Annotated in this window: 13 protein-coding genes and 1 pseudogene; 6 read left to right on the top strand and 8 right to left on the bottom strand. The window is 37.9% G+C overall.

The window, feature by feature from the left end:
* Nucleotides 1–30: 30 nt before the first annotated feature.
* Nucleotides 31–765 (bottom strand): helix-turn-helix domain-containing protein, encoded by a 735-nt coding sequence (locus L0668_RS12405; protein WP_235312954.1) that lies wholly within the window; start codon nucleotides 763–765, stop codon nucleotides 31–33.
* Nucleotides 766–910: 145 nt separating this feature from the next.
* On the opposite strand from L0668_RS12405, the gene L0668_RS12400 reads away from it, so the two are divergent.
* The 3 genes from L0668_RS12400 to yiaA all read left to right on the top strand — a co-directional run bounded on the left by L0668_RS12400 (nucleotide 911) and on the right by yiaA (nucleotide 2,722).
* Complete coding sequence (locus tag L0668_RS12400) at nucleotides 911–1,318, top strand: hypothetical protein (protein WP_235312953.1); 408 nt, start codon at nucleotides 911–913, stop codon at nucleotides 1,316–1,318.
* A 73-nt stretch (nucleotides 1,319–1,391) separates the two neighbouring features.
* On the top strand, nucleotides 1,392–2,186 hold the full coding sequence (locus L0668_RS12395; protein ID WP_235312952.1) for a DUF2145 domain-containing protein: 795 nt from the start codon (nucleotides 1,392–1,394) through the stop codon (nucleotides 2,184–2,186).
* 80 nt (nucleotides 2,187–2,266) lie between these two features.
* Nucleotides 2,267–2,722 carry an inner membrane protein YiaA gene (yiaA, locus tag L0668_RS12390; protein ID WP_235312951.1) on the top strand — a complete coding sequence of 152 codons (456 nt, stop codon included), beginning with the start codon at nucleotides 2,267–2,269 and terminating at the stop codon, nucleotides 2,720–2,722.
* Nucleotides 2,723–3,195: 473 nt separating this feature from the next.
* Here yiaA and L0668_RS12385 read toward each other — a convergent pair.
* The 4 genes and pseudogenes from L0668_RS12385 to nagZ form a co-directional block, all read right to left on the bottom strand.
* A pseudogene (locus L0668_RS12385) lies at nucleotides 3,196–3,498 on the bottom strand (DUF5677 domain-containing protein); the annotation flags it as partial.
* A gap of 69 nt (nucleotides 3,499–3,567) precedes the next feature.
* Entirely contained in the window at nucleotides 3,568–3,831 is a 264-nt protein-coding gene (locus L0668_RS12380; RefSeq protein WP_235312949.1) for a hypothetical protein, read from the bottom strand.
* A gap of 581 nt (nucleotides 3,832–4,412) precedes the next feature.
* The gene (locus L0668_RS12375) at nucleotides 4,413–5,831 is read right to left on the bottom strand and encodes an SLC13 family permease (RefSeq protein ID WP_235312948.1); all 1,419 of its coding nucleotides are present in this window, start codon (nucleotides 5,829–5,831) and stop codon (nucleotides 4,413–4,415) included.
* A complete protein-coding gene (gene nagZ, locus L0668_RS12370; RefSeq protein WP_235312947.1) occupies nucleotides 5,821–6,822 on the bottom strand; it encodes a beta-N-acetylhexosaminidase in 1,002 nt (333 codons plus the stop codon). The genes L0668_RS12375 and nagZ overlap by 11 nt, the downstream gene beginning before the upstream one ends.
* A gap of 174 nt (nucleotides 6,823–6,996) precedes the next feature.
* Between nagZ and nadK the strand changes: the two genes are divergently transcribed.
* From nadK to L0668_RS12355, 3 genes are all read left to right on the top strand, one after another.
* A complete protein-coding gene (nadK, locus tag L0668_RS12365) occupies nucleotides 6,997–7,872 on the top strand; it encodes an NAD(+) kinase (RefSeq protein ID WP_235312946.1) in 876 nt (291 codons plus the stop codon).
* An 85-nt stretch (nucleotides 7,873–7,957) separates the two neighbouring features.
* Entirely contained in the window at nucleotides 7,958–9,631 is a 1,674-nt protein-coding gene (gene recN / locus L0668_RS12360; protein ID WP_235312945.1) for a DNA repair protein RecN, read from the top strand.
* Between the two features lie 114 nt (nucleotides 9,632–9,745).
* The gene (locus L0668_RS12355) at nucleotides 9,746–10,102 is read left to right on the top strand and encodes an outer membrane protein assembly factor BamE (protein WP_235312944.1); all 357 of its coding nucleotides are present in this window, start codon (nucleotides 9,746–9,748) and stop codon (nucleotides 10,100–10,102) included.
* Between the two features lie 119 nt (nucleotides 10,103–10,221).
* Here the strand turns inward: L0668_RS12355 and L0668_RS12350 are convergent, their stop codons facing one another.
* Genes L0668_RS12350 through L0668_RS12340 form a run of 3 tightly spaced genes read right to left on the bottom strand, consistent with a single transcriptional unit; the run spans nucleotide 10,222 to nucleotide 12,456 of the window.
* A complete protein-coding gene (locus L0668_RS12350) occupies nucleotides 10,222–10,860 on the bottom strand; it encodes a DUF2987 domain-containing protein (protein ID WP_235312943.1) in 639 nt (212 codons plus the stop codon).
* A complete protein-coding gene (locus tag L0668_RS12345) occupies nucleotides 10,857–11,699 on the bottom strand; it encodes a glucosaminidase domain-containing protein (RefSeq protein WP_235312942.1) in 843 nt (280 codons plus the stop codon). Before L0668_RS12345 ends, L0668_RS12350 begins: the two co-directional genes overlap by 4 nt.
* The gene (locus L0668_RS12340; RefSeq protein ID WP_235312941.1) at nucleotides 11,692–12,456 is read right to left on the bottom strand and encodes a hypothetical protein; all 765 of its coding nucleotides are present in this window, start codon (nucleotides 12,454–12,456) and stop codon (nucleotides 11,692–11,694) included. The genes L0668_RS12345 and L0668_RS12340 overlap by 8 nt, the downstream gene beginning before the upstream one ends.
* Nucleotides 12,457–12,482: the final 26 nt, after the last annotated feature.

The following is a 12,482-nucleotide window of genomic DNA, read 5'->3' as shown; positions in this document are numbered from 1 at the left end:
ATTAGCATTAGCTTATTTACCCGCAGTTAACTAGAGCCTACGCATATTCTCAAACAAAGATGGCTCCCATGGGCGCATAGCCATCAGTAATCCAATGTGCTGACGTTTATCTAAAGGTAAGTCTGCATCTTCTTGATTAAGTACAGCCGCTTCTTTAGTTAATTGATTAAGTTTACGTTGAATAATATCGATAGAAGATTGTGAGTAACGCCCCCGTAAATAAAATCTAAAGTTCCATTGTTCATTTTGTTTAGGCGCCATAAATTTAACCATCACCTCTTGCTCCATAAAACGCTCTAATGGCCCACCAGGGATCCACCTAAAGTCTTGTGCGATAAGGGAACGAAAATGATTATTGGGCAATAATTCTATGATTTTTAGTTTGTCTAACTTGGCTAATAATTGAATACAGGCCAGTTTATCAATGTCGTAGTAATCAATAATTTCATCAAATTTCCAGGCATCACGTACACAAACCGCAATTAATAACAATTTAGGGTCGGCTAATAACTCTTGCTCCTGCTCTACCGTTAACTGACTAATTTGTTGTACTTGTTTTTGCGCTAAAGCAAACAGGTCAGACAAATTCATTTTTAACATGTCACAAATTTGTTCAAGACGCGCCAAAGTAAAACTTTGGGTAGAAAAAATACGTTTGATATTGGCTTCACTCATATTTAAGTTTCGAGCGATCTCTTTGTAGGTTATTTGATGCTGTCGTAATAGTTGTTTGAGAACTAAATTCACCTGTTTAATTTGACTCATATTTTTCTATTCCATTTAAAAAACAACCAAAAGTATATTTTAACTATACCAAAAGTGTAATTCCAGTATACAAAAATCTCCATTGTTTACATATTAAATACCTACATCTAGTCTTGATCACGTTCTCAACCAAAAGGAAATACTCATGCAATTAACTAAGATAGTTTTATTATTAGGATTAACGGTAAGCACTTTACATGTAAACGCCGCTGACTCAGTGCAGCACAGCGGCAAAGCCAGTAAACATTCAGCATTAGCCGTGGGACATGGTGTGACGTCTACAGCAAAAGCCGCAAGTGTAGTAGTTGCAGCGCCTTTAATTGTAGCTGGAAGTGTGGCTGTAGTAGCTGGCGCGGCAAGTGTTAATGCAGGCGAAGCCAGCCTTAGTACAGGAAGTGCAATTGTCGATTCAAATAGTAGTCATGACCATTCCCATAAACAAAAACACAACCAGCACAAACATGCGCCTTTGGTGATCACCGAAACCACTATCACAGCAGATCCTACACCAGATCAAATGATCATTATTCAAACCAAACAAAAATTTCATTAATAAATGTTGTTGATCAAGCCTGCAGGCAAGTTAATCATTGCCTGCTAACTAACTGTAAATAAGGAACTAACAGATGAATATTGAAGCCATAATAGTCGTTTTATTGTTGTTATCACCAACCGCATGGGCTGGCAGTCAAAGTGCAGAAAAAGCCACATTTGAACCTGAAACAATCAAAACCTTTGCCAAAGACGTGGAAAAATATGCAGCCGCCCAAGGTGCCAGAGCGTTTATCATTGCCCGCGTAGGCAGACCCGAAAAAGAACTACCTAAAGGCATAAAATACACCCATACCGCTATTGCTGTATATTCTAATATTGAGTTAGAGACTGGTGAAACGGTACAAGGTTACGCCATTCATAACTTGTACCAAAACGCTGATAAACCCAATCGTAGTGAACTTATTATGGATTACCCAGTGGATTTTTTCTGGGGCGCACAACAATTAAAGGCAGGGATCATTATTCCTACAACTGAAGTTCAACAAGGCTTAATCAAGTTAATTGCAGAAGGTAAAAATACCAAGTTACATAACCCTAAGTATTCAGTTATCGCTAATCCATTAAATAGCCGCTTTCAAAACTGTACTGAACATACCTTAGATATGTTGAATGCAGCCATTTACCAAACCACAAACATCAAGCAATTAAAAGCCAATGCTAAAGCCCATTTCACTCCACAAAGAGTGAAAACTAATCCCTTAAAATTAATGTTTGGCTCTATGTTAATGAAAGACGTCACAACTAAAGATCATCCTAGAAAAGTGGCAACCGCAACCTTTAGCTCAATCAATCGATACTTAGCTAAATACCAGTTAGTACACAAGGCGGTAGAGTTTTATTCAGCGCAGCGAGCCGTGGCTATTTAGGTATTTACTACAGATAGCTATTTCACAAAAGCCATTCTACTTAACCTAGTATCTAAACAATTTAATTCAAAGGGATCATTATGAATATTCAAGCACCAACAAAGTCTTACTCAATCGCTTCAATCGCAGCCTTAATCATAGGCGCTGGTGCATATGGCATTGGCCTATTTAACGCCGATATGGCACTTAACGAAAAAGGTTATTACCTAGCCATCATTTTATACGGATTGTTCTCTATGGTGTCGCTACAAAAAACCATTCGAGACACCTTAGAAGGCATTACCACATCGAAAATTTATTACATATTAGCTTGGGTATCATCAGGCTTTGCCATAGCCTTGTTAACCATAGGGCTTATCAATGCTGATTTATTATTAAGCGAAAAAGGCTTCTTCGCCATGGCGTATGTGTTGAGTTTGTTTGCAGCAGTGTCTGTGCAAAAAAATGTAAGGGATAAACAAGGGTTTGTTGAAGATGTTGAGACATCGACATCATTGTCGAATGATGTGGAAGAAGAAAAAATAGTCGAGAAGTAAACTTCTATTATTTAATTTATAAAAGCGCAGTAGTCAAAAGCTGCGCTTTTGTATGAGCTTCGCTCACAAAACATTCACTACGTTCACCGCAATCCATTGCGTTTTTGATACAACATCCCTGTTGCACCAGTTACTTCTTTTCAAACGACAAAATAAGTAACCAAGAAAGTCTCTGCTCCGGACAAATTTATTTCGGGCTTTCCATGCCCTACTTGAACCAGCTAAAGCTGTTCAAAAGTTTTCCAGAAACTTTTGTCTAAACCATTAAATAATTGTCTTTAATGTCAGACCGGCAATAAGCCGCTCCCAGCTATAAAAGATTGCCTTGGTCAGACATCAATGTCTTCCCATCTGACAAGCCAATTATTGAATAGGGAATTTGTAGTCACGGGGAAATCAAAAGCATTCCTACCCAACTACAGTTATTTCAAAGACTCCCATCCCACTGGTTTCTGCCAAATTTGATAGCCATCTTAAACTGATTCAATACTTATTTCTTGAGCAAGACTTTCAGCCTTTTGACCAAAGTACATTGCAGTTCCAATAATAACAGTAAGGTATTTATCATTTTCAATAAACGATTCATAAAAATTAACCTTAATTGAAGATGGGTGAATTAACTTTGAACTTAACTTATAAACGAAGTCATAATCTTCTTCATAACCATGAGCTATAGCAAGGTTTCGAATATTGAAATTTCTTTGTGAAGTGTATGGGCTGTTTTCTAGGGCAGTATCTTCAAACTGTTTCACTTCATCTAGCGATGTTGTATCTAAACCTTTCTTAACTAGAAATTTTCTAAATCCACTTCTAACTTGCTCAGAATCTTTATGAACCTGCCCATACTAACATTCTAACGCCTTTTGATTAGAATTTATGTGAGTGAGGATAAGGTATAGTTCAAATATGTTTCGAGTATGCAAGCTCGCATACTCTAGGTCATCAATTGATAATTCCAATACATCAAGTTCTCGTACTATATTTTTTAAAATCATCAATTTAGCATTATTATCTTCAGTAAAAGTTTGCTCACCTAAATATTTAATGACCTTGGAAATATTAGCTTTAGATAACGCTAAAGCTTCTTTGGGTGCTAACTGAACTTTCACTTCAAACTCCATTTTTATGATTATTAATTTAATTGCACACTAGATGTTTAAATTTCTTTTACATATTACGTATTTTCATATGTGGGTAACTTGTAGCAAATTAGCTAACACATTACTACTTAAAGAAATATTGGGTACGTCAATAGTTTTGACATATCCGCGAATCAAGGCTCGCTGATTTTGTATTCAATTAAGTGGGTCAATTGGCATGGATAGCCAATTGAGCTTTTGGCCGTCGGGAACGGCTAAAAGCGGCCTGCTTAATTGAATTCAAAATTAGATTAAGAGCATTGTTGGAGCGCGGCACTTTTTGTTTACTTTTTGCTGCTGTTGACCAATTTATACGGGATAAAAATGGAACAGCTTTAGCTGGCCCGTAGGGTGAAATATAGGGATGTATTTCATAACAAAAGTAAATCGCCCTGCAGGGATGCAGGGTGAAAGTCCGCAATGGATTGCGGTGAACGCAGTGAATGCCCTATCGCGAAGCGATGCTTTGTGTGCGAAACGCATGCTCTTAATGAGCTTGCGAATGCTTGGTGAACGTAGTGAATAAAGTTGAGCATAGCGAAATAACGTAATCACAAAGTCAGATAACTCACTCCTGTCACCACAAACGCTATTATCACATTTAAGGCAAAACCTTCTCGTGCCATGGTTTTAATACTGAATTTATCCATACCATACACTATGGCATTGGGTGCGGTGGCCACTGGCAACATAAAAGCACAACTGGCGCTGATGGCTGCTGGCATCATGATCAAAGCGGGATCAATGCCTGCAGCCATGCCAGCTGCGGCAAGTATTGGCATTAACAAAGTGGCGGTGGCGGTGTTTGAGGTGATTTCAGTTAAAAATGTCACAAACAAACAAATAGATAAAATCAATAAAGGAACAGGTAACGAAGATAACCCTGATAAAGCATCCCCCATTTGTGAGCTTAAACCAGACGCTGCAAACGCTTTAGCGATACAAATACCACCGGCAAATAATAACAACATGCCCCAAGGAATAGACACAGCTGTTTGCCAGTCTAATAACTTATTCGAATCAGCCTTTTTAGCTGACTCGCCAAACTTTTCGTCTGAGGTGTCAACCACCTCGGGCTTATTACCATTAGGGATCATAAACATTAACACCACACCTGTTAAAGCAATGGTACTATCGCCAATTGAAGTGAGATTTAACCACTGCGTCCAATAAGGTCGGGTCATCCAAGCCAAAGCAACAAGTAAAAATACACTTAATACCCGCTTTTCTGCGGGCTGCCATTGGCCTGATTTAGGCAAAACATATTCTTGTGTATTCTCTAGCCCACGGGTTAACCACCAAGCTATGATGGGAATACCAATCACCACAATAGGTACGCCGGTTTTCATCCATTCAACAAAACTGATTCCTTTACCTTGAGTTTCCACATACACACTCATAAAGATAATGTTTGGTGGTGTCCCTACCGGTGTACCAACGCCCCCTAAACTAGCCGCATAAGCAATGCCTAATAACATGGCTATGGTTAATTTGGGATCTTTTACATGTTGTAAAACAGCCAAAGTAATGGGCAATAACATTAAGGTGGTGGCTGAATTGGAGATCCACATACTTAAAATTGCAGCAGTTAACATAAAACCTAGAACTAAACGTTTAGCGCTTTTACCCCCCGTAATATTCACTAAATAATAGGCTAAACGACTATGCACATTAGATTTTTCCAGGGCTTTAGACAACATAAAAGCCCCCATCAACAAAATAATTACATGGCTGCCTAGGGCAGATGCCGCTTCTTTATGGCTGATGACTCCAGCCATAGGAAACGCCAAAAAAGGAATTAAAGAGGTCACTGGAATGGGTATAGCTTCGGTCACCCACAACATAGCCGTAAACAAAGTGATGGCCGCAGTGGCGCTAACCGCCTGATTATTGCCGTAAAAGCTAAGTACAAGATACAGACCTATAGCACTTATGGCTGATAGTAAAATTAACTTAGTATTAGCCTGCATAAAAGTGCTCTAAAGTTTTTTGGGCTTGAGTATATTCAGTTAATTTCTGCAAAGAAGTAAAGTCAAAATTATTTGCTTTACGTAAACCCTTTGCCCGTGTCGCCTGAGGTAAGTCACTGGCTAAACCATCAATCACTTGCATAGCGCCCTTAGCATCGTTACACACTAACACCATGTCACAACCTGCCTCTAACGCTATTTCAGCTCTTTGCACTATGTCACCCATTTGCACAGCGCCTTGCATAGATAGATCATCAGAAAACACCACGCCGTCAAATGCTAGATCTTGGCGAAGGATATGTTTTATCCATTTTTGCGAAAACCCTGCGGGTAAATCATCTACTTCTGGATAAATCACGTGGGCAGGCATTACTGCATCTAATAAACCTTGTTGATGTATCTGTTTAAAAATAGCCATATCCAAAGCAAATATTTCTTGTTTAGACCTTTCATCAACTGGCATGGCAATGTGCGAATCTTCTAAAACATTGCCATGCCCGGGAAAATGTTTACCTGTGGCTTTCATGCCAGCTTGGTGCATGCCCTTTATAAAACTACTGGCTAGTTGCACAATTTTTTCAGGCTGTTGATGAAATCCGCGATCACCAATCACTTGAGATATACCATTGATATCAAGTACTGGTGCAAAGCTAATGTCGATATCAAAAGCTTGCACTTCAGAGGCCATTAACCAGCCTAATTGCTGGCTGACGTCAGTAGAAATTAAACTTTTTTCACGACAAACTTGGTCAATTTTACCCATAGCAGGAATTTTACTAAAATCTTGTCTAAATCTCTGTACCCTCCCACCCTCGTGATCTACAGCAATTACAATATCATTACGCGTAACCATACGAATGTGTTTTACTAGATCTTTTAGTTGATTTTGGTCGTGATAATTGCGGGAAAATAAAATAAGCCCCCCGACTAATGGATGGTCTAAGATTTCAATCTCTTCTGGTGACAGCTCGTAGCCTGCCACGTCTAACATTATTGGCCCCATTCAGGTCAGCCCTAGTTCTAAAAGTGTTAAATGATCATATGAATATTCAATTCCAACAGTCAATCTAAAACTGAAAAGAGTCAGCATTTTTAGTAAAACAAATGACTTTGATAACAAGCGCTGGTTATACTAGCCCACTACCCAAATTTTTTATGTTGTTGTATGGAATTTAAAACAGTTGGTTTAATCGGCAAACAAGCCCATCACGATGCAAATTTAAGCTTTAAAGCATTAATTGTTTATTTAGCTAAACTTGGTTGTCGAGTATTGGTGGAACAAAGTACTGCCGATAAATTAGATTCAAATGGTTTTGAATCCGTAGATATTGAAACCTTAGGCAAACAAGCCGATTTAGCGATAGTGGTTGGTGGCGACGGCAATATGTTGGGCGCAGCAAGAGTATTAGCTGAACACAATGTGGCAGTGGTTGGTATAAACCGAGGCAACTTAGGTTTTTTAACAGATATCAATCCAGAAGACTTTGAAACTCAACTAGACAGCATATTTAATGGTAATGGTCAGTTTGAACAACGATTTTTATTGACTGTAGAAGTTTATCGAAACGGCCAGTTACAAAGTAAAAACTCTGCGGTAAACGAAGTAGTTATGCACCATGGAAAAGTGGCCCACATGATGGAATTTGAAGTGCATTTAGATGATCACTTTGTTTTCAGTCAACGTTCTGACGGGCTTATTGTGGCCACGCCTACTGGCTCCACTGCATATTCGTTATCTGGTGGAGGTCCAATCCTTACTCCCACATTAGATGCACTGACTTTAGTGCCTATGTTCCCCCATACATTAAGTAGCCGCCCAATTGTGGTGGATGCAAATAGCACAGTAAAACTTAAGGTATCACCAGCAAACAAAGATAATTTACAAGTGAGTTGCGACAGCCATATTGTGTTAACGGTATTGCCAGGTGATGAGGTAATCATTAGGAAAAACTCAGCTAAGTTATCTTTGATCCACCCAATTGGTTACAACTACTTTAATGTATTAAGAACCAAACTTGGCTGGGGCAGCAAACTTTACTAACACTTTGTTAGATTAACGCTAGACATAATCTAAATGCATGGTTATATTTACACCACTGTATAATTAAACAGGTGTAGATATTCCTATGCTGACTCACTTATCTATTAGAAACTTTGCGGTAGTAAAAACATTAGACATTGATTTTAAACATGGCATGACTGCCATAACGGGCGAAACTGGCGCTGGTAAGTCTATTTCAGTCGATGCCCTAGGTTTATGTTTAGGTGAGCGTGCAGATAGTGGTATGGTGCGCAAAGGAGCGGATAAAGCTGAAGTCACAGCGGGTTTCGACGTTAAACAACTACCGGCTGCATTAACTTGGTTAAATGAACACGAATTAGCTGATGAAAACGAAGTATTGATTCGGCGTATAGTTTCATCTGAAGGCCGCTCTAAAGCCTTTATCAACGGCTCCCCTGTTCCACTACAACAATTAAAAAGTCTAGGCCAGTATTTACTCAGTATTCATGGCCAACACGCCCACCAACAAATTTTAAAAAATGATCAGCAACTTGTTTTGTTAGATCAATATGCTGAACACCATAAATTATTAGATGCAGTGAATAAGAGTTATCAAACCCTTAAAGATCAACAAAAGCAATATCAAGAGTTATTGGCAGGCCAACAGCAAAGAGATGACAGACGGCAACTTTTGTCTTATCAGATAGTAGAGTTAGATGAATTTTCTTTAGCAGAAAACGAATTTGTTGAATTAGAAATAGAGCATAAAAAATTAAGTCATAGTCAAAGTTTGTTAGAACAAAGCCAAATTAGCTTTCATCAATTATATGAAGCAGAAGAATTCAATGCTTTATCTGCCGTGCAAAACAGTGTTGATCGTTTAACCGAATTGCAAGAGCATGACGCTAGTCTGACCCCAATTATTTCAATGTTAACTGAAGCGAGCATTCAAATTGACGAAGCGGCTAGTGAATTACGCGCTTACTGCGAACAACTAGAAATTGACCCTATGCGCATGCAAAATGTTGAGGCCCGATACTCACAAGCTCTAGATTTGGCTCGAAAGCACAGCGTAAAAGCAGAAGATTTATATGACTTTCATCAAGAATTAGCATTGGAGTTCAAAGATTTACGTCAGGATGACACTTTACTTGATGAGTTAAAGCAACAATTACAAACAGTAGAAGATAATTATCGATTGACCGCTAAAAAGTTATCTGAATCTCGTAAAAAATCTGCAAAACTCTTTGCTAAACAAGTAGAAAAACATATTCACAAAATGAATATGTCAGAGGCTAATTTTACTATTTCAGTTGAGTATGACGAACAAGGAACACCTAATAAAACAGGCCTAGATAAAATTCACTTTTTAGTTTCTACCAATAAAGGTCAAGCACTGGATAAACTTGAAAAGGTGGTGTCTGGTGGAGAACTTTCCCGTATAGGTTTAGCCATTCAAGTGATTAGCTCTAGTAATAATCAGGTTGCCACTATGATTTTTGATGAAGTAGATAGTGGGATCAGTGGTTCAACAGCCTCAATCGTTGGAGAATTACTCAGAAAATTAGGCGAAACCTGCCAAGTAATTTGTGTGACTCACTTGCCTCAAGTAGCTGCTAGAGCCCACAACCAAATGTTTGTAACTAAGTTTAGCGACAAAAAAACCACAGAAACTCACATGATTAATTTACAAGAAAGTGAACGAATTGAAGAGTTAGCACGTCTATTAGCTGGAGACACCTTAACTGCGTCGGCAATAGCCAATGCTAAAGAATTACTACAATTTAGTAATTCCTAACAATTAGGCATTGATATGGCCATTAAGGCTGGGTTAGGATGCTCCGCTAAAAGTTTATTGGTTAGGCTTAGTAGAGCCTATTAACTATTTTAAAATGCCAAATATTGAGTAAAAATGAAGTTTAAAAATACACTGCTTGTATGCATCACCACTTTAATGCTGTTTTCTTGTTCTGATTGGATTTTCCGAATTGATATTCCTCAAGGTAACTTTTTGGACAAAAAAGATGTTGAAAAGCTCAGAATAGAAATGACCAAAGAACAGGTTGAATTTGTACTAGGTAAACCTGTAGTAGCTGATTCATTTGATCACGACACTTGGTACTATTTGTATCAAATGAAACGTGGCATGAAAAAACGCGGTGAAGACTTTCGTAAAGAGTTAATAATTAAATTTGTTGACGGTAAAGTGTCTGAAGTAGTGGGCGACTTTGAATTGTCAGAAGAGTTCTCTACACCGCTGGATCAATAAGCCTTCTCCCCGTAATATATACATTCTGAATATAAAAAAGGTCTCAATGACAAGTCATTGAGACCTTTTTTATACTGATATCACTAGGACGTTAATTTATACCATACTAATTCGTTTTTCTATTTAATCACTAGAGCCGTGATCCGAATTGGTTTTGAGGGTAAAGATAGACCTAAGCCTTTCTCGAACCAATCTTGATCTAAATTAATGTTACCTCGCTCATCCAACAGTTTGCTAAGTTCAGTGTTTAATACCTGCTCATTTTGCAACTTTAAAACCAAACCTTCAGCAGATGGCATCATAAACGACATAAAACTTCCCATGTTAGAAAAGAATGCCTGATATTGGTTTAGTAGAGCTTTAAGCTCTGCGTGGGTGTAGGAGTGCTTTAATTGCTCGGCTTTTGTTTCTAATTGTACCGACATATCACACTGATTAGCATTGTCGTCTAACTCAATTGACACTTTGGCTTTCGCCATTTTTAATACTTTGTCTGAAGGTACGGTAAAACGGGTGCCGTTTTCTACAATTAACGGCAGTGTCTGTTTTTGAGTGACTATCTCAGCTTTTTCCAGCTTACATAATCGATTGTAGGCAATATGTGTAAAGCCAAATGCAAATCTAAGTTTGTCGGTATCAGGTTTATCAATTTTTTTTACATGGCCGTAAAAGCTAGCGTAATCGACGTTTAATTCTTCAGCATGTGAGATAGTAGTGCAGACGATTAAACTTAAAGTCAATCCTAAGTGTAGTATCATTTAGTTAAGCCCATGTGTTTGCGATTGACTCGTATCATATTTTGTAATTCATCAATATAATCTTGACCTCGTTCTGAATATTTAGACAAACCTTTGACCAACGCTTCTGAGGTGATTTTTTTGCCTTTCCTGCGTAATTTTATGCGTATTTCTCTTAGGTCGTGATAAGCATATAAACGATTTAGATTACGTACATAAGTCATCACTGCGTGAGATAAATCTCTAAATTTTGCGACTTCATGAGAAGAGTCTTCATTACGTTGGCTAGGAACAAAACCACAGCCCTTTCTAAAACACCATAAACCAAAAAAATTATAACCATCTCTGGCAAACCTAGACGTGCCCCACCCTGACTCGTTAGCTGCTTGCACTAGAATCATAGCCTCAGGGATAACATCAATGCGTTTAATCAGTTTGGATAAAATATACTCATTAGAATGGTTTTCTTTTTGGGATACCTGATATTTCTTCATTAAGTGTTTTAATACTGCTAGTTGCGATCGATTCATAGTTTGCTTATTGCTATCCATTTCATACAAAGCTAAAACCATTTTTCGTTCTTTTAACACGATAAAATTTTGACGACGAATTTCAGGTAGTAAATAAGCAAAAAAGGCTTTTTTCTTTTCAACAACATTTGAATATGCAGCAAAGTCTGGAACAGGAAGTTTACTGCTAGGCAATGGCGCCACATACAAATTATCAAGGTTAATTTGTCCCATATCGACGATTTCAAATTCCCCATCATCAACAGGCCTATGTTGAGTGACAACGATCAAAATAATAACGGCTATAAAGCCTAAGGTTACAAAAATCGAATTTTTTAAAATTTTATGCATGAAAAATAGATTCGCTTGGTTGTTTTACGGAATTTACTTTGGCAACTGTTACACCAAATAACTCACGGTATAACACGCCCTTAAAATTAAAATAGAATGGAATTAACCAAATGTACATGATACCAAAGGTGAACATGCCGACAATAAACAACACAACAGAGCCTAGGTAAAAAGCGCTCAATGGCAAAATATAACGGTTGTAAACCTTAAAAGACTGAATAATAGATTGATTGGGGGATAGTTTTTTCTCAATTAACAACATCATGGAAAACCCCGTTGCCATACCCACGTATATCAACACTATAAAACCAATTGACGTATTAATGCTAGAGACTAAGTATGAGCTCAAATCCGTAAGAGCGGCAATTCCTAAGGCTAATAATATAATCAGCACTGAACCAATTAGCTTTTTAAACAATAAGAAAAAAGCTGGCTTGATTCCCACGCTATGAGAAATGCCTAACAACAACATAGTGGCAACTATAGGAGCGGTAATCACAATACCTGCTACTTTTATGGCCATTAATACATTGGGAGATACAGCTTGAATATCACTAACATCAAAAAAAGATTGAATAAAAATGGATAAAACCACCCCTAAAAAAAAGATAAAAAGTGCACCTTGAAGCACTTCAGATTTACGGTTTTTGGTTAATTGCCAAGCTTCAGAGGCCAATACTTTTAGGTCCAGCTTAGTTTCACCTTTAAGAGACTTTTCTAAACTTCCACCTAACACTTCAAACTTTTGTTCTTCCACTTATCACCCTAATTAAATGTTTTTGC

Source organism: Paraglaciecola algarum (assembly GCF_021532655.1).
Lineage (GTDB): Bacteria > Pseudomonadota > Gammaproteobacteria > Enterobacterales > Alteromonadaceae > Paraglaciecola > Paraglaciecola algarum.
Note: the sequence above shows the minus strand (reverse complement) of the source record. Positions and strands in the feature narration are given on the sequence as shown.